This window comes from Microbispora sp. CA-135349 (assembly GCF_050947365.1).
Taxonomy (GTDB): domain Bacteria; phylum Actinomycetota; class Actinomycetes; order Streptosporangiales; family Streptosporangiaceae; genus Microbispora.
This window is the reverse complement of record NZ_CP192001.1, coordinates 5,001,660-5,019,215: the sequence shown is the minus strand read 5'-3', so window position 1 is coordinate 5,019,215 and position 17,556 is coordinate 5,001,660. Positions and strand designations below refer to the sequence as shown.

Genomic DNA, 17,556 nt, shown 5'->3' with positions numbered 1-17,556 from the left:
CTTGACCGGATGATTCGTTCGTGCTTTGGTGGCCCCATGTTGTACGGCACCCCGGCGCTGGAGGCCGCGGACGAGAAGGTGCTCGCCGAGATCGAGGAGATGCGGCGCGACCTGAAATACCGGCTGGCCGAGGCGCACCGCTGGGACGGCCTGCTGCGGCGCCAGCTGCAGGCCAGGGCCATCCAGGGATCGAACTCGATCGAGGGCTACCACGCCAGCGTGGAGGACATCGAGTCGATCATGTCCGGGGAGGACCCCCTGGAGACGTCGGCGACCGTGGCGCGCGAGATCGCCGGCTACCGGCAGGCGCTCACCTACATCGGCATCCTCTCGCGGGCGTGGGCCTTCCGTTACGACGCGGGCCTGCTGCACGGGCTCAACTTCATGATGATCGGCCACCATGCGAACAAGACGCCGGGCACGGTGCGGCCCGGCGCGATCTACGTCCGCAACTCCGCCACGGGCGAGGTGGTCTACGAGGGCCCGGACCACGAGCACGTTCCCGGCCTGCTGGCGGAGCTGGCCGAGTGGCTCAACGAGGGCGACCTCGACGCGCCGAGCTACGTCCGCGCCGCCATGGCCCACCTCAACCTCGTCAAGATCCACCCGTGGCGGGACGGCAACGGGCGCATGTCGCGGGCGCTGCAGACGCTCGTGCTCGGCCGCGACCAGATCACCACGCCGGAGTTCTCCTCGATCGAGGAGTGGCTGGGCGAGGGCCGCACCACCTACGACTACTACGACGTGCTGGGCGAGGTGGGACGCCGCCGGTGGAGCCCGCACGGTGACACCCTCTCGTGGGTGCGGTTCGTCCTGCGCTGCCACCACATGCAGGCGCAGCGGGTGGGGCGCCGGCTAGCGGAGGCCGGCGAGGTGTGGGTCCTGCTGGAGGAGCGGACCGGGGAGCAGGGCCTGCACCCGCGCACGGTCTCGGCGCTCTACCAGGTGTTCGTCTCCCGGCGGCTGCGGCGGGGCATGTACCAGGCCGACGAGGGGCTGAGCCAGGGACAGGCCGCCCGCGACCTGCGCGAGCTCGCGGCCACCGGATGGCTCCAGCCGTACGGCGAGACGAAGGGCCGCTTCTACGCGCCGGGGCCGAAGATGACGGAGATCAAGGCCGCGTTCGCCGAGCGGGCCGCGCCGCTGCGCGACCCCTATCGGACGCTGGAGGGCTGATCGGGCGCATCGGGAATTCGCGCCTACCGCACGAAAAGCAAACCGAGTAACGTTCGGTTATGCATCCTGGCGCGATCGCGGCGGTGACGCCGGACAAGCCTGCGGTGGTCATGGCGAGCTCCGGCCGCGTGATCACCTTTCGCGAACTCGACGAGGAATCCAACCGGCTGGCCCATCTGCTGCGGGCCGCCGGCCTGAAGCCCGGCGATCACATCGCCTTCATGCTGGAGAACCATCCCCTCTTTCTCGTGATCGCCTGGGCCGCGCACCGCTCCGGGCTCTACTACACCGCGATCAGCTCCCGTCTCCAGCCGGACGAGTTGTCGTACATCGTGGACAACTGCGGCGCGCGGGTCTTCATCTCCTCGGCGAAGCTCGCCGGCGTCGCGAGCGCCGTCACCGAGGCCACGCCCGGGGTCGAGCTGCGGCTCATGGCCGACGGCGTCGCCCCAGGCTTCGCCTCGTACGAGGAGGCCGTGGCGGGGCAGCCGGCGACGCCGCTCGACGACGAGTGCCAGGGCGCCGACATGCTCTACTCGTCGGGAACCACGGGACGTCCCAAGGGCGTGAAGCCACCGCTCAGCCGGGCGCCGCTGGAGGCCCCCGGAGCCCTGGTGCGGCTCATCCAGTCCCTGTTCGCGCCCTCGGCCGACAGCGTGTACCTGTCGCCCGCGCCGCTCTATCACGCCGCTCCGCTGCGTTACAGCATGTCCTTCCAGCGTCTCGGCGCGACCGTCGTGGTGATGGAGAGGTTCGACCCCGAGGAGGCGCTGGCGCTCGTCGAGCGCCACGGGGTCACCCACGCGCAGTGGGTCCCCACGATGTTCGTCAAGATGCTCAAACTGCCCGAGGAGGTACGCCGGCGCTACGACCTGTCGTCGCTGCGCTGCGCCATCCACGCCTCCGCACCCTGCCCGGTCGAGGTCAAGGAGCGGATGATGGCGTGGTGGGGGCCGATCATCCACGAGTACTACGCCGGCACGGAGGGAAACTGCTTCCTCTACGCGGGCCCGGAGGACTGGCTCGCCCACAAGGGCACGGTGGGAAGGCCGTTGCTGGGGGTGGCCCACGTCTGCGACGAGGACGGCGACGAGCTGCCGCCCGGCGAGCACGGCACGGTCTACTTCTCCGACGGGCCGAGGTTCGAGTATCACGGCGACCCCGCCAAGACCGCGTCGGTCCAGGACCCCAAGGGCCGCGGCTGGACCACGCTGGGGGACATCGGCTACCTGGACGAGGACGGGTTCCTCTACCTCACCGACCGGCGCTCCTACATGATCATCTCGGGCGGGGTGAACATCTACCCGCAGGAGGCCGAGAACGTGCTGGCGATGCATCCGAAGGTGACCGACGTGGCCGTCTTCGGGGTGCCGGACGCCGAGATGGGCGAGCAGGTCAAGGCCGTCGTGCAGCCGGCCGACCCGGCCGGCGCCGGTCCCGCGCTGGAGGCCGAGCTGATCGCCTACTGCCGGGAACGCCTGGCCCACTACAAGTGCCCCAAGTCGGTGGACTTCCGCGACGAGCTGCCCCGCCACCCCACCGGCAAGCTGTACAAGCGCCTGCTCAGGGACGAGTACTGGCCTCGTACGAGCTGACATAAAGTACGCGTAGGGCGCTCGGGGATCCCCACCGCTGATCGCTTAGCGTGACCTTATCGCCGATGCGTCATCGTATTACCTGTACCGGCGGAGAGCCGGGATCACCGGCGAATCCATTGAGGGGGATGGCGATGAGCTCACCTGAGCACGTTCCCGGCAACGAGAACACCGAGGTACTCCCCGGTCACGGCTGGAGCCAGTTCGGCAGCACTCCGCCGCAGCACGGGCAGTACACCGGGGCGTACCAGTCATATGGCGCCTACGGGAACAGTCCTTATGACACGGCGCAGTTTCCGCCGCCTCCGGCGCGGAAGGGCACGTTGACCGCTCGCCAGAAGGCGGGCGCGGGCCTCGCCCTCGTGGCCGTGGCGCTCGGCGGCGGGGTCACCGGGGCCCTCGTCGCGAACAGCGTGAACGGCGGGCAGACGGTGATCGCGAGCCCTGTGGTCAAGGGGGTGTCGAACTCCTCGGGCACCACGATCGCCGCCGTGGCCAAGGCGATCATGCCGTCGGTGGTGTCGATCGAGGTGAAGAGCGCCACGGCCGGCGGCGAGGGGTCCGGTGTCATCCTGTCGGCCGACGGTCTGATCCTGACGAACAACCACGTGGTGAGCATGGGCGGCGGGGGCGCGGGCACGGTCACCGTGAAGTTCAGCGACGGCAAGACCGCCAGCGCCGTCATCAAGGGCACCGACCCTCTCACCGACCTCGCGGTCATCCAGGCGCAGGGCGTGTCCGGCCTGACCCCCGCCTCCCTCGGCGACAGCGACAAGCTTCAGGTCGGCGACGCCGTCCTCGCGATCGGCAGCCCGCTCGGCCTGGAGGGGTCGGTCACCTCCGGCATCGTGAGCGCCCTCGACCGCACGCTGACCGAGGCCCCCGAAGAGCAGCAGCAGCCGCAGTTCCCCTGGGGGATGGGACAGCAGCAGCAGCCGCAGAGCCAGGGCACCACGATCGGCGGCATGATCCAGACCGACGCCGCGATCAACCCCGGCAACTCCGGCGGCGCGCTGGTCAACTCCTCCGGGCAGGTCGTCGGCGTCAACACGGCGATCGCCACCTCGGGCTCCAGCTCCGGCAACATCGGAGTCGGCTTCGCGATCCCCATCAACACCGCGAAGCTGGTCTCCGACCAGCTCATCCAGACGGGCAAGGCGACCCACGCGTTCCTCGGCGTGAGCGTGGCCGACGCGGTCGGCGGCGCGTCCGGCGCGGTGGTCAGCTCGATCACGGCCGGCAGCCCGGCGGAGAAGGCCGGCCTCAAGGAGGGCGACCTGATCACCAAGATCAACGACAAGCTGGTGGACAGCGCGGAGGCGGTGCTCGGCACCATCCGCAGCTCCCGCCCCGGCGACAGGGTGACCGTCACCTTCACCCGCGACGGCAAGGAGACCACCATCACCGCCACGCTCGCGGAGAAGTCCCCCACGAGCTGACGGTCCACGATCGTCGCCGGCGGGCCTCCGGGGGGACGGCCCGCCGGCGATCGGCGTTTCGGGCGCGGCGTTCAGATGCGGCGTTCAGGTGGCGCGGCGGGTGAGCGCCTCGGACTCCCACAGATCGCGGTAGTAACCGGGGACGGCGACGAGGTCGGCGTGCGTGCCGCGCTGGGTGACCCTGCCGCCCTCCAGGACGACGATCTCGTCGACCTGTTCCAGGCCGCGCAGCCGGTGGGTGACCAGCAGCGTCGTGCGGCCCCTGGTGGCGTCCAGCAGGTCGGCCATCAGCAGGCCGGCCGTCTCCTCGTCCAGGGCCTCGGCCGGCTCGTCGAGCAGCAGCACCGGCGGGTCGTACAGCAGGGCCCGGGCCAGCGCCAGCCGCTGGAGCTGGCCGCCCGACACCGTCCGGCCGTCCTCGCCGAGCACGGTGTCCCAGCCGGTGCGCTCGGTCCACGCGTCCAGGCGAGCCCGCCGTACGGCCGCCTCGATGTCCTCGGCGGACGCCTGCGGCCCGGCCAGGCGCAGGTTGTCCCTGACCGTGGCCTGGAAGACGTACGGGTCCTGGGTGAGGCCCGTGATGAGCGCCCGCACGTCGTCGGAGGACAGGCGCCGCACGTCGGCGCCGTTCAGCCGGACCGCGCCGGACTCGAGTTCCACGGTCCGCATCAGCGCCGACAGCAGCGTGCTCTTCCCGGCGCCGCTCGGGCCCACCACCGCGACCCGCCTGCCCGGCGTCAGCGTCAGGCTCACGCCGTTCAGCGCGGGCTCGCGCCCGCCGTGGCGCACCACGAGGTCCTCCACCTCCACCGTCAGCGGCGGTCCGGGCGCGGGCGCCGGGTCCGCGGGCTCGCGCACCGCCGGGGGAGTGCCGGCGGTCTCCCTGAGCCTGCGCAGCGCCGCGAGCACCCCCGCGAACCGTTCGCCCGCGGCCGCCAGCGGCAGCACGGGCTCGAAGGCGACCAGCGAGGTCAGGGCGGTCACGGCCGTCGCGACCCGGCCGAGACCGGCGGACTGTGCCGTCAGGACCACCGCGACGACGGTCAGCCCCTGCGTCAGCATGCCGACGCCGAGCGCGGCGGCGTTGATCCGGGCCTGCCCGCGCTCCAGCAGGGACAGCCGCCCGTCGGCGTCCATGGCCGCCGACAACGCCCTGTCGCGCGCGCCGTACGCCGCGAGGTCGGCCGCGCCGTGGACCAGATCGGCCACCCGGGCGGCCAGATCGGCGCGGGCCGGGGCGATCCGCGCCGACCAGCGCCGCGCGGCGGCGGCCGTGCCCGCGGGAAGCAGCACCCCGGCGACGAGCAGGCCGGCGGCGAGCACGAACGCGGCGGCGGGCAGCAGGAAGCCCGCGATGACGACGGCGGCGACGCCGGTGACGAGGGCGGCCGCGGCCGGCAGCAGGCAGCGGACGAGCAGGTCCTGCACGGCGTCGGTGTCGTCCACCATCCGGCTGAGCAGGTCGGCTTCGCGCTGCGGCAGCGGCCCGGCCGGGATCAGCGCGCGGTAGAGCCGCTCGCGGGTGCCCGCCTGGGCGCGCAGCGCGACGTCGTGCCCGGCCAGGCGCTCGCCGTACCGGAACACGCCGCGGGTGGTGGCGAACGCCCGCACCGCCACGATCGCGACCGACAGCGCGGCCAGCGGCGGCTGCTCGGCGGCCCGGGTGATCAGCCAGGCGGCCGACGCGATGAGCGCGACCCCGGCGAGGTCGGCCGCCGCCCCGGCGAGCGCGGCGAGCACGAGCCGCCGGCCCATCCCGGCGATCACGGACAGGGGTGCGGCCGCTGCCGCCGTCCCCATGGTCGTCCCAGTGATCGTCTTCGCGTGGCTCATCGGGTCTCCCCGCCTCGCGCCGTGACCGCGGGGACGAGGGCGCCGCCGTCGAGGCGGACGACCCGGTCGGCCAGGTCGATCATCGCCGGGCGGTGCGCCACGATGATCGCCGTACGGCCTTCGGCCAGCCTGCGCGTTGCCGCCACGATCGTCGCCTCGCTCCTGCCGTCGAGCCGTGCCGTGGGCTCGTCCAGCAGCAGCACTTGGGCGGCGGGGCGGCAGAAGGCCCTGGCCAGGGCGACCCGCTGACGCTGGCCCGCCGACAGGTTCGCGCCGCGCTCGCCCAGCGGGGTGTCGTATCCCTGCGGCAGTGCGTCGGCGAACTCCGCCACCTGTGCGGCCTCGGCGGCGGCGCGGATCTCCTCCGGTGTGGCCGCCGAGCCGAGCGCGATGTTGTCGGCCACCGAGGTCGCGAACAGGTGCGGGCGCTGCGGCACGAAGGCGAGCCGCCGCCGCCACTCGTCGAGGTCGAGCTCGGCCAGAGCGGCCCCGTCCGCCAGCACCCGCCCCTCCGACGGGGTCACGAACCCGAGCAGCAGGTGCAGCAACGTGCTTTTCCCCGCGCCGCTCGGGCCGACGATCGCCACCCGCTCGCCCGGCTCGATGACCAGCGAGACGCGGTCGAGCGCGGCCTCCTCCCGGCCCGGGTAGCGCACGGTGACGTTCTCCAGCCGGATCCGCGGCGGCCCGCCGGCCGGAGCGGGCCGGGCGGCCCGGCCGCGCTCCCGGGGCTCCCGCCCGGGCTCCTGGGGCTCCCGCGCGGGCGTGATGACCGCGAAGGCCTCGTCGGCCGCGGCGACGCCCTCCATCGCCGCGTGGAAGCGGGTGCCCATCGCGCGCAGCGGCAGGTACGCCTCCGGGGCCAGCAGCAGCACGAGCAGCGCCGTGCCCAGATCGAGCGAGCCCGACAGCAGCCGCAGCCCCACGGGAACGGCCACCAGCGCAAGCGACAGCGACGCCACGAGTTCGAGCACCAGCGACGACAGGAAGGCCACCCGCAGCGTGCGCATGGTCGCGGCGCGATGAGCCTCGGCCACCTCGCGGATCACCGACGCCTGGTAGCGGGCTCTGCCGAAGGCCCGCAGCGTCGGCAGGCCGCGCACGACGTCGAGGAAGTGCCCGCCGAGGCGCGCCAGCGCGCGCCACTGCCGCTCGGTCACCGCCTTGGTGGTCCACCCGACCAGCGCCCCGAAGATCGGAATCAGCGGCAGCGTGAGCACCACGATCACGGCGGTGGGCAGGTCGGCCACGAAGAGCCGGACCACGACCGCGAGCGGCACGACCCCGGCCACGGCGACCGACGGCAGATAACCGGTCAGATAGGGATCGAGCGCGTCGAGCCCCCGGCCCGCGAGCGTCACCATCTCACCCGACCGGTACGCCGGCCCGAGATCCTCGGCCCGCCCGAGGAGCAGCCGCCGCAGGGCCGACTTCAGCGCGGTGGCCGCGCGACCGGCGAGCACTCCCTGCGCCCAGCCGAGCAGGCCGCGCGAGGCGACGACGAGCGCCAGCGGCAACAGCGCGGCGACCGCGAAGCGGCCGGAAAGCACCCCGGCCAGCAGCTCCGCCTGCACGAGCACGAGCAGCCCGGCCACCACCGCCGCCGCCAGGCAGCAGGCGAGATGGATGCGGACGCTCCGCTCCGCGCGGGCCAGCCGGAGGAGATCCTTGTGCAACGGTCCCCAATCAGAAGAACGTCGGCAGCGCGCCCCTGGAGAAGGTGCGCCACACCCATACTTGCGCGCCCACGAGGATCGGGGCGATCGGGACCACCATGACACTGAGCACAGTCAGTGTCCGATCCGGGGCGGCGTTGCCGAGCATGTGGGCGGCCGCGGCCGCCATGACCAGGACCGCGGGCGCGGCGGCGGCGCAGGCCGACAGCAGCAGCGCGCGCCCGCTCCCGCGCGCGCCGTCCCGCAGGCGCCAGGCCGCGAAGGTGCGGCCGTGCCAGGCGAGCAGCGCGAGCAGCGCCACACCTCCCGCCGCCGCCGGTACGCCGAGGGGCGAGGCGGGCAGGCCGCGCGCGACGGCCACCAGGATCGCGCCCCAGGCAAGCGCCAGCCCCGCCGAGCCCGCCCACAGCGCGCCGTCCCACGCCAGCCGCCAGGCGGCGCCGCCGGCCCTGCGGCGGAACCACAGCCCAGCGTCGCGCACGATCCAGGCCAGCAGCAGGGCGACGACGAGGGGATACAGGCGGCTCAGCGCCATGCCCTCCAGCACCGGGAACGCGCCGAACAGCACCCCGGCGAGCGCGACCAGCCACACCTCGTTGGCGAGCACGAACGGCGCCATCGCGCCGACGAGACGGTCCCGGGCGGCGGGGGAGCGGCCCAGCACGGGCAGCAGCACGCCGAGCCCGATGTCGAAGCCCTCCAGGGCGAAGTAGCCGGCCAGCAGAACGGCGAACGTCAGGAACCAGAAGATGTCCACGGGAAGCGTCCTCTACAGCGAGTGGGCGGGGACGGGCTCCGCGGCGAGGGGAAGGTCCGCGGCGCCGAGGGCGACCTGTCCCGGGCCGCGCCGTACGGCACGGGCGATGAGGACGTAGTCGACGACGGCGAGCAGCCCGAGCACGCCCGCGAAACCCACGAAGGAGGCGGTGATGTCCGCCTGGGTCAGGCCGGGGGTGAGGGCGTCGGCCACCGAGAGCTTGCCGTACACCAGCCAGGGCTGGCGGCCGACCTCGCGGACGATCCAGCCGGCGATCGCCGCGACGAACGGCAGCGGGGTCATGATCATGAGGAGCGGATGCAGCCAGCGCCAGCGGGCCAGCAGGTCGCGGACGAGCAGGGGCGTCAGCACGAACATCACGGCGAACTGGACGAGTTGCCCGATAAAGATCATCACTCCGAGCGCGACGCCGGGGGCCGCCCCGTGGAACTTGTCCGGCTGCACGTCGCTGACCGGCCCGAACTGGGCGTACCCGAAGCCGACCGTGAACAGCGACCCGATGAAGGCGGTCAGCACGCCGATGCGCAGGGAGCGGGTGAAGAACTCCCGCTCGGGGGTGCGCCGGAACAGGTGGTAGGCGCTGGCGCCCATCACGACGAACCCGCCGGTCCACAGCCCGGCGCTCAGCACGTGGGGGAGCGCGAAGACGAGGGTCGGGTTGGTGAGCAGCGCCCCGAAGTCGCGCAGCACGAGCCGCCCGCCCACCTCGGCCGAGCCCGCCGGGTTCTGCAGGAAGGAGTTGGCGACCATGATGAACAGCGCCGAGGCGTACGCCGTCAGCGTCACCAGCCAGATGCAGGCCACGTGGAGCCCGCGCGGCAGCCGGTGCCAGCCGAAGATCCACAGGCCCAGGAACGTGGACTCCAGGAAGAAGGCCAGCAGCGTCTCCATGGCCAGCGGGGCGCCGAACACGTCGCCCGCGTAGTGCGAAAGCCCGCTCCAGCTCAGCCCGAACTGGAACTCCATCACGAGCCCGGTGACGATGCCGAGCGCGTAGTTGATCACGTAGATCTGTCCCCAGAAGCGGGTCATCCGCTCGTGCAGGGGGTTCCCGCCGATGGCATACCGGGTGTGCATGATCGCCACCAGTGGGGCCAGTCCCAGCGTGAGCACGACGAACAGGAAGTGGAGGCTTCCGGTCACGGCGAACTGCAGCCGGGCGAGGCCGACGATGTCCATTGAATTCTCCATGCGTAGACAGCCTACATATAGACAGCCTACATATAGACTGGGCCGCATGAGGAACCGGGATAGGCTGCGGGCGTGAACGCCGACGCGCTCCGGGGCCATATGGACGCCCTGCTGCTCTCCGTGCTGGAACGGGAGCCGCTGCACGGCTACGCGATCATCGAGGCGCTGCGCGCACGCAGCGGCGGCGCCCTGGACGTGCCGACGGGCACGGTCTACCCCGCGCTGCGACGGCTGGAGAGGGCCGGGCTGCTCGCCGGCGAGTGGGCCTCGGACGGCGGGCGCAAACGGCGGACCTACCGCCTCACCGACGCCGGGCGCGAGGCGCTGGCGGGGGAGCGGTCGGCGTGGCGGTCGTTCACCACCGCGATAGGGAGCGTTCTGGATCCGCTGCGCTGAGATTGGCCGAGCTGAGCGCGGATACCGCCCTCGTGCAGCGCAGGCAGTGCGCCGCGCTGTACAGCTGCCACGCGGAAAGCAGGTCGCTGACCAGGGCCACGGCCAGCCCGGGCAGGTAGCCGCTGAACCCCTCCGGGCCGTGCGCCGCCGCGGCCAGCACCAGGCCCATCGCCCCGGTCAGCGGCGTCTGGATCCAGACGAACAACGCCAGCCACCGGGTGAGCCGCGCGGGACGGCGGACGCGCCGCGCTCCGCGGCCGAACGCGAGGAGCGCGAGGCCGCCTATCACGCCCACGCTGAGCTGCAGCAGGTCCGTCGTCCTGGCCAGCAGCCCGAACCACGCCGGTTTGATCTCGTCGACATGCGGGCTCCCGGGGAAGACCCGCCAGATCACCGCCCACATGAACGCGATGAACGGCACGCTGAGGAACAGCAGCGCGGCCGTGCGGCGGCCCTGGCTCACCGTCAGCTCCCCCTGGAAGCCCGGCGCGACCTCGGGCACGGTGCCGAAGTCGGCGACCGCCAGCCGTTCGGCCTCGGCCCGGGGAAGACCCTCGCACTGGTACGCCTCGGCCGCGTCGAGCAGGCTGTCGCGCGCCTCGGTCAGCAGGTCGCGCTTGGCGCTGCCCGGACCCCGCAGCGCACGCCGCATCGACGCGACGTACTCGTCGATCGGACCCGCGTTCCCCATCGTCCCTCCCCGGTCTGCCGACAGCGTACGGCCGGGCGCCCGGAGTCGCATCAGGGTGATCCCTGACCCGGCACCGAGGGCCCGGCCGGGATGTCCTCGTGGTGGGCAACGAAAGGGCCCGTGGTCGTCCCCGAATCGGCAAAGCCGCGTACCGGCACTGCCGAGGTTCGCGGATACCCTGTTCTCAGGTGCGACCCGACCCCCCAAAACATGGGCCTGTCCCTTTTGGGACGGGAGGTACAGGCGGTTTTTGTGGGTACAGGGATGCTCGTGGGCGGTGTCTTCTGACCGTTTCGCCGCGGCAACACCCTGTTAACCCTGGTCGGCGAGACTGAGAGCGGAGAGCGAGGCGGAACGTGAACCAGCCGAAGATCGTGGTGGGCATCAACGGGTCGATGGCGTCGCAGGCCGCACTGCGGTGGGCCGCCGCCGAGGGTTCGTTGCGCGGTGCGCGGGTCGAAGCGGTGTACGCGTGGGAGTGGACGGGCGGGCTGCACGCCCACTACGCCCCCATCGCGAGCCGCACCTCGCGCGAGGACGAGCACAGGACCGCCCTCGACATGGCCGCCCAGGCCGTCGCGGAGCTCGGCGAGCGGCACGTCGAGCCGGTTGTCGTCGAGGGGTCACCGGCCCAGGTGCTGCTGCGCGCGACCGATGGCGCGGATCTGCTGGTGCTGGGCGCGCACGAGGCCGAGTCCGAGCCCTACCCCGTGCTCAACCCGGTCGTCTCCGCCTGCCTGCTGCGGGCCAGGTGCCCGGTCGTCGTCGTGCTGCCCGGCATGGAGCACGACCGCCGTCCCGGGGTGCTCGCCGGCAGCAGATCCTGATCCCCCCGGGGCCGGACGTCCCGCCGGTCTCGGGACTTTCCGCCCTGCCGGGGTGTACGGCTCCCGGCGGAGCATGAGGACATGGAACCCAACAGCCCAAGTGGCCGCCGGGGCATCGTCGTCGGGTACGACGGTTCCGACTTCGCCATGCAGGCGCTCGACTGGGCGATGGACGAGGCCGAGTTCCGGGACGCGCCCATCACCGTCTGCCACGCCTGGCAGTCGCCGTACGGCGCCGGGGACGAGGAGGCGCGCAAGTCGCTGCACCACGCGGCCGAGCACGTGCTGTGGCACGGCGCCGAGTGTGCCCGGCAGTGCACGAGCGGCGTCCGCGTGCGGGAGGACCTGTTCGAAGGGCCGGCCTCCGACCGGCTCGTCGCGCTCTCCGAGACGGCCGATCTCGTCGTCGTGGGATCGCGCGGCCTGAGCGGTGCGGCCCGGCGGGTGATGGGCTCGGTGGCCGGGCACGTGGCGGCGCAGGCGCTCTGTCCGGTGATCGTGGTGCGGGGCACGGGGTCGCTGCCGCACCGCAGGCACCCCGGCCCGATCGTCATGGGCGTCGGCGGCGGCGACGACCACGTCCTCGCCTTCGCCTACCGCGAGGCGGCCCTGCGCGGGCTGCCGCTGATCGCGGTGCACGCGTGGCGCTATCCGGCCGCCGCCTGGAGCGCGGGCATGGCGCCCATGGTGATGTCCGACGTCCCCGGCAGGGAGGCCGTCGAGGCGCTGGAAGCCGCGGTGGACCCCTGGCGCGAGCGATACCCGGACGTGCGCACCCTGCTCCAACCCGTCGAGGGGCCCGTGCTCGACGTGCTGGCCGACACCTCTCCCGGTGCGACCATGCTGGTCGTCGGCGCGACCCGCGCCCGTGGGGTGCTCGGCAGGCTCGGCTCTGTCACCCGGCCGCTGATCGACGCGGTCACCTGTCCGGTGGCCGTCGTCCATCCCTGACCGGAAGGGACCGATCCATCCCGGGCCGCGACGCGCAACGGCAGCACGCATACGGTTGCGATCCCGCGTGATCGGCAAAATCCTCCAAATTCTCGCTAAAGACACCTTTTGGTCCTGGTGTCGCCGTGGTCTCGCCCTAAAGTCCGGGACATGCGTGCTCTCTCCCGGGCCTGTCCCGATGACCACCCCGGCGGCCGCGACACGAGACGCGACACGGGACGCGGCGTGAGACGTGGCGCCCGCGCGGGCGTCGTGCTCGCGGCCGCCGCCCTCCTGGCCGCCGGCGTCACGGTCGTGTCGACGTCGCCCGCCTCGGCCGAGCCCGGCGACGTGGTGATCAGCCAGGTGTACGGAGGCGGCGGCAACTCCGGCGCCCCCTACACCAACGACTACGTCGAACTGTTCAACCGCGGCACCGCCACGATCTCGCTGGACGGCTGGTCCCTCCAGTACGCGAGCGCCGCCGGGACCGGCCCGTTCGGCTCTCAGAAGCAGGACCTGTCGGGCTCGCTCGCCCCCGGCCGGTATCACCTGGTCCAGCTCTCCGCCGGATCGACGCCGAGCGGTGCGCTGCCGGCCCCCGACACCGTCGGCGGCCTCAGCCTGAGCGCCACGGCGGGCAAGGTCGCCCTGGTCCGCTCGGCCACGGGCCTGGCCTGCAACGGCGGCTCCTCGCCCTGCACACCGGAGCAGACCGCGCAGATCGCCGACCTCGTCGGGTACGGCACGGCCAACTACTTCGAGGGCACGGCGGCGGCCCCGGGCCTGAGCAACTCCACCGCCGCGGTGCGCGCCGGCGGCGGCTGCACGGACACCGACGACAACGCCGCCGATTTCGCCGCGGGCACGCCGGCGCCGCGCAACACGGCGACGTCTCCGGCTCCCTGCGGCGCCGCCTCGCCGTCGCCGCAGGCATCCCCCTCCGCCTCTCCCTCCGCACCGCCCTCGCCGTCGCCTTCCCCGAGCTCCGGCACGGCGCCGTGCGAGGTGCCCGCCGACCGGCAGATCGCCGAGGTCCAGGGCAGCGGCGACGCCTCCCCTCTCGTGGGGCGGACCGTCCGGGTCGAGGGCGTGGTGACCGGCGACTTCCAGGCCACGAACCAGCTCAGCGGGTTCTACTTCCAGGACCCGACGCCCGACGCCGACCCCGCGACGTCCGACGGCCTGTTCGCGTTCGCGCGGGCGTCGTTCAAGGACGTCAAGGTGGGTGACCGCGTGCTCGTCACCGGCCGGGTCACCGAGTTCAACGGGCTCACCGAGCTGTCCCCGGTCACGGCGGTGGACGTGTGCGGCACCGGGACGATCAAGCCCAAGGCCTACGACCTGCCCAGGGCCGAGGGCACGAGCTTCGAGCCGTACGAGAACGTGCTCGTGACGTTCCCCGAGCCGCTGATCGTGACCGATCACTACAACCTCGGCCGGTACGGCGAGGTGACGGTCTCCGCGGGCGGCAGGCTCTTCCAGCCGACCGACCGGCGCGGCGTGAACCCCGCGCTCGACGCCCGCAGGTCGCTGCTGATCGACGACGGCTCCAGCGCCGAGAACCCCGCCACCATCCCCTACACGGCGCCGCAGGTCGTCCGGCTGGGCGACACCGCCGTGGGAGTGACCGGCGTGCTGACCTACGGCTTCGGGCAGTATCTGCTGGAGCCCACCAAGCAGATCGCCTTCCTGCGGACCAACCCGAGGCTTCCCGCGCCCCTGCCGGTGGGCGGGAACGTCCGCGTCGCGAGCCTCAACACGCTCAACTGGTTCACGACGCTCGACTCGCGCGGAGCCGACACCGCGGAGGAGCAGCAGCGGCAGCTCAAGAAGATCGTCGCCACGCTCAAGGGCCTGAACGCCGACGTCGTCGGCCTCATGGAGGTGGAGAACAACGGCCAGACCGCCGTCAAGGCGCTGGTCGACGCCCTGAACGCCGAGGTGGGGGCGGGAACCTACGCCGCCCTGACCCATCCCTACCCGGGCTCCGACGCCATCCACGTCGCCGCGATCTACAAGCCGGCGAAGCTGACCCCTGTGGGGGAGACGCGGTCGTCCACCGATCCCGTCTTCCGGCGGCCGCCGCTGATCCAGACCTTCCGCCGGGCGGGCGGCGGGCAGCCGTTCACGCTGCTCGTCAACCACTTCAAGTCGAAGGGCTGTGACGAGGAGGCCACCGGCGGCGACGCCGACCAGGGCGACGGCCAGAGCTGCTACAACGCCGAGCGCGTACGGCAGGCCAAGGCCGTGCTCGGCCTCATCGACTCGATGGACCTGCCGAACCCGCTGGTGATCGGCGATCTCAACGCGTACGGCGAGGAGGACCCGATCCACACGCTGGAGAACGGCGGCCTGAGCAGCCTGTCCAAGCGGTTCGTCCCCGCGGCCCAGCGCTACAGCTACCTGTTCAACGGGCTGTCGGGCGAGCTCGACCACGCGATGGCCGGCAAGCAGCTCGTCAAGCGAGTGACCGGGGCGACCATCTGGCACGTCAACGCCGACGAGCCGCGCATCCTCGACTACAACCTGGAGTTCAACCCGCCGAGCCTGTACCGGCCCGACGCGTTCCGCTCCTCCGACCACGACCCTCTGCTGATCGGGCTGGACCTGCCCGGCGGCAAGCACTGACGACCCGCACGCGAAGGGGCCCCCGCGACGGGGGCCCCTTGTTCGCCGGTCAGGCGTTGGGATCGACGAAGTCCCGCTTGGTCTCCGGCGGCTCGCCCGGCTTGCCGCCCAGACGCGGATAGCGCAGGTCGAAAGCGGGCCGCTCGGAGCGGATCGGCGGGATCGACACGAAGTTGTGGCGCGGCGGCGGGCAGGAGGTCGTCCACTCCAGCGAGTTGGAGTGCCCCCAGGGGTCGTTCACCGTCACCTTCTCCCCGTGCCGTATGGTCCACCAGACGTTGTAGAGGAACGGCAGGGTGGACAGCCCGAGCAGGAACGCCCCCACGCTCGACACCTGGTGCATCCAGGTGAAGCCGTCGTTGGGCGAGTAGTCGCCGTACCGCCGCGGCATGCCCTGCGCGCCGAGCCAGTGCTGGATGAGGAACGTCGTGTGGAAGCCGATGAACAGCATCCAGAAGTGGATCTTCCCCAGCCGCTCGTTCAGCATGCGCCCGGTGAACTTCGGCCACCAGAAGTAGAAGCCCGAGAACATCGCGAACACGACAGTGCCGAACACCACGTAGTGGAAATGGGCGACCACGAAGTAGGTGTCGGTCACGTGGAAGTCCAGCGGCGGCGACGCCAGGATCACCCCGGTGAGGCCGCCGAGCAGGAACGTCACGAGGAACCCCACCGCCCACAGCATCGGCGTCTCGAACGTGAGATGGCCCCGCCACATGGTGCCCGTCCAGTTGAAGAACTTCACGCCGGTGGGCACGGCGATCAGGAACGTCATCAGCGAGAAGAACGGCAGCAGCACCCGGCCGGTGGCGAACATGTGGTGCGCCCAGACGGTGACGGACAGCGCGGTGATCGCGATCGTGGCGCCCACCATGCCGACGTACCCGAACAGCGGTTTGCGGCTGAAGACCGGGATGACCTCGGTGATGATGCCGAAGAACGGGATCGCGATGATGTACACCTCTGGATGGCCGAAGAACCAGAACAGGTGCTGCCACAGGAGAGGCCCGCCGGTCTGGGGGTCGTAGATGTGCGCGCCCAGCTTGCGGTCGATCCCCAGCGCCAGCAGCGCGGCGGCGAGCACGGGGAAGGCCAGCAGCACGAGGATCGAGGTGAAGAACACGTTCCACGTGAAGATCGGCATCCGGAACATCGTCATGCCCGGAGCGCGCATGCACATGATCGTCGTGATGAAGTTGACAGAGCCGAGGATCGTCCCGAGACCGGACAGCGCCAGGCCCATCACCCACAGGTCCCCGCCGAGCTGCGGGGTGAACGCCGCGTGTGACAGCGGCGTGTAGGCCGTCCAGCCGAACGTCGGCGCCCCGCCCGTCAGCGACGATCCGAGGACCATGAGGCCGCCGAAGAGGAACAGCCAGTAGCTCGCCATGTTGAGCCGGGGAAACGCCACGTCGGGGGCGCCGATCTGCAGCGGCATGACCGCGTTGGCGAACCCGGCGAACAACGGCGTCGCGAAGAACAGCAGCATGTTCGTGCCGTGCAGCGTGAACATCATGTTGTACTGCTGCAAGGTCACGAACTGCATGCCGGGCTCGAAGAGCTCCGCCCGGATGACCATGGCCTGCAGGCCGCCGACCAGGAAGAAGAAGAACGCGGTGATCATGTAGAGGTTGCCGATCACCTTGTGATCCGTGCTCGACAGCCACGAGGCGAGCCGGGCGCCGGGGCCCTTCGGGGCCGTCAAGTCGGTTGGCCGTACGGCGTGAGTCGTCATCCGGTCGCTCCTTCTACGTCAAAAAGGTCTCCTGCCCGACCACGCGAGGCTCATCGCGAAATGGAATGCTGGGATTGTCCGGCTGGTTATGCCCGCTGAAGAACGAGCGAAAGGAGTCGCCCATGGCGACCATCGAGGTAACCGAGAAGAACTTCAACGACATCGCCGACAACGGCATCGTACTGCTCGATTTCTGGGCCTCCTGGTGCGGCCCCTGCCGATCCTTCGCCCCGATCTTCGAGAAGGCGTCCGAGGAGCACAAGGACATCACCTTCGGCAAGATCGACACCGAGGCGCAGCCCGCCCTGTCCGAGGGCTTCGAGATCACCGCGATTCCCACGATCATGGCGATCCGAGACGGCATCGTGGTGTTCGCCCAGCCGGGCGCGCTGCCCCAGCCGGCGCTCGAGGACCTGATCAGGCAGTTGCGCGCGCTCGACATGGACGCCATCCGCGCCCAGATCGAGGCGGAGGCCAAGAACAGCTGAGACTCCGGGCCGCGCCGGGCCCGCTCCTGTGCGGACCCGCGGTGGTGCACGCGGCCTGCGTGCGCCACTGTGCGGTGCGGACCGCCTTTCGTTCGGCTGCGAAGACGAAAGCGCCGTCGCCCCGTCCGGATGATCGGGAGGGCGACGGCAGGATTCGGCGGGCCAGGATG

Annotated in this window: 14 protein-coding genes; 8 read left to right on the top strand and 6 right to left on the bottom strand. The window is 71.7% G+C overall.

The window, feature by feature from the left end:
* The first annotated feature begins 36 nt into the window (after window positions 1–36).
* The 3 genes from ACQPZZ_RS23205 (at window position 37) to ACQPZZ_RS23195 (ending at window position 4,210) form a co-directional block, all read left to right on the top strand.
* Complete coding sequence (locus tag ACQPZZ_RS23205; RefSeq protein ID WP_432921852.1) at window positions 37–1,176, top strand: Fic family protein; 1,140 nt, start codon at window positions 37–39, stop codon at window positions 1,174–1,176.
* Window positions 1,177–1,235: 59 nt separating this feature from the next.
* Entirely contained in the window at window positions 1,236–2,771 is a 1,536-nt protein-coding gene (locus tag ACQPZZ_RS23200) for an acyl-CoA synthetase (protein WP_432921849.1), read from the top strand.
* A 134-nt stretch (window positions 2,772–2,905) separates the two neighbouring features.
* On the top strand, window positions 2,906–4,210 hold the full coding sequence (locus tag ACQPZZ_RS23195; protein ID WP_432921846.1) for a S1C family serine protease: 1,305 nt from the start codon (window positions 2,906–2,908) through the stop codon (window positions 4,208–4,210).
* A gap of 84 nt (window positions 4,211–4,294) precedes the next feature.
* Here the strand turns inward: ACQPZZ_RS23195 and cydC are convergent, their stop codons facing one another.
* From cydC to ACQPZZ_RS23175, 4 genes are read right to left on the bottom strand one after another with little or no spacing between them, the layout of a single operon-like run.
* Window positions 4,295–6,043 carry a thiol reductant ABC exporter subunit CydC gene (gene cydC / locus ACQPZZ_RS23190; protein WP_432921843.1) on the bottom strand — a complete coding sequence of 583 codons (1,749 nt, stop codon included), beginning with the start codon at window positions 6,041–6,043 and terminating at the stop codon, window positions 4,295–4,297.
* Entirely contained in the window at window positions 6,040–7,719 is a 1,680-nt protein-coding gene (gene cydD, locus ACQPZZ_RS23185) for a thiol reductant ABC exporter subunit CydD (RefSeq protein ID WP_432921840.1), read from the bottom strand. Before cydD ends, cydC begins: the two co-directional genes overlap by 4 nt.
* Before the next feature lie 10 nt (window positions 7,720–7,729).
* Entirely contained in the window at window positions 7,730–8,476 is a 747-nt protein-coding gene (locus tag ACQPZZ_RS23180; protein ID WP_432921837.1) for a cytochrome d ubiquinol oxidase subunit II, read from the bottom strand.
* 12 nt (window positions 8,477–8,488) lie between these two features.
* Window positions 8,489–9,676 carry a cytochrome ubiquinol oxidase subunit I gene (locus ACQPZZ_RS23175; protein ID WP_432921834.1) on the bottom strand — a complete coding sequence of 396 codons (1,188 nt, stop codon included), beginning with the start codon at window positions 9,674–9,676 and terminating at the stop codon, window positions 8,489–8,491.
* An 84-nt stretch (window positions 9,677–9,760) separates the two neighbouring features.
* On the opposite strand from ACQPZZ_RS23175, the gene ACQPZZ_RS23170 reads away from it, so the two are divergent.
* A complete protein-coding gene (locus tag ACQPZZ_RS23170) occupies window positions 9,761–10,084 on the top strand; it encodes a PadR family transcriptional regulator (RefSeq protein ID WP_363645238.1) in 324 nt (107 codons plus the stop codon).
* Here the strand turns inward: ACQPZZ_RS23170 and ACQPZZ_RS23165 are convergent.
* A complete protein-coding gene (locus tag ACQPZZ_RS23165; RefSeq protein ID WP_432921831.1) occupies window positions 10,044–10,775 on the bottom strand; it encodes a permease prefix domain 1-containing protein in 732 nt (243 codons plus the stop codon). The two genes, ACQPZZ_RS23170 and ACQPZZ_RS23165, sit on opposite strands and share 41 nt — an antisense overlap.
* Window positions 10,776–11,131: 356 nt before the next feature.
* On the opposite strand from ACQPZZ_RS23165, the gene ACQPZZ_RS23160 reads away from it, so the two are divergent.
* The 3 genes from ACQPZZ_RS23160 to ACQPZZ_RS23150 all read left to right on the top strand — a co-directional run bounded on the left by ACQPZZ_RS23160 (window position 11,132) and on the right by ACQPZZ_RS23150 (window position 15,163).
* Window positions 11,132–11,602: a universal stress protein gene (locus ACQPZZ_RS23160; RefSeq protein ID WP_432921828.1), complete on the top strand. Its 471-nt coding sequence runs from the start codon at window positions 11,132–11,134 to the stop codon at window positions 11,600–11,602.
* A gap of 81 nt (window positions 11,603–11,683) precedes the next feature.
* Window positions 11,684–12,553 carry a universal stress protein gene (locus tag ACQPZZ_RS23155; protein ID WP_432921825.1) on the top strand — a complete coding sequence of 290 codons (870 nt, stop codon included), beginning with the start codon at window positions 11,684–11,686 and terminating at the stop codon, window positions 12,551–12,553.
* Window positions 12,554–12,703: 150 nt separating this feature from the next.
* The gene (locus ACQPZZ_RS23150) at window positions 12,704–15,163 is read left to right on the top strand and encodes an ExeM/NucH family extracellular endonuclease (protein WP_432921822.1); all 2,460 of its coding nucleotides are present in this window, start codon (window positions 12,704–12,706) and stop codon (window positions 15,161–15,163) included.
* A 49-nt stretch (window positions 15,164–15,212) separates the two neighbouring features.
* Here ACQPZZ_RS23150 and ctaD read toward each other — a convergent pair whose 3' ends face one another.
* Window positions 15,213–16,898, bottom strand: coding sequence for an aa3-type cytochrome oxidase subunit I (gene ctaD / locus ACQPZZ_RS23145; RefSeq protein WP_432921819.1), 1,686 nt, complete (start codon window positions 16,896–16,898; stop codon window positions 15,213–15,215).
* 122 nt (window positions 16,899–17,020) lie between these two features.
* Here ctaD and trxA point away from each other — a divergent pair, with 122 nt between their 5' ends.
* Entirely contained in the window at window positions 17,021–17,386 is a 366-nt protein-coding gene (trxA, locus tag ACQPZZ_RS23140; protein WP_363645226.1) for a thioredoxin, read from the top strand.
* Window positions 17,387–17,556 lie beyond the last annotated feature (170 nt).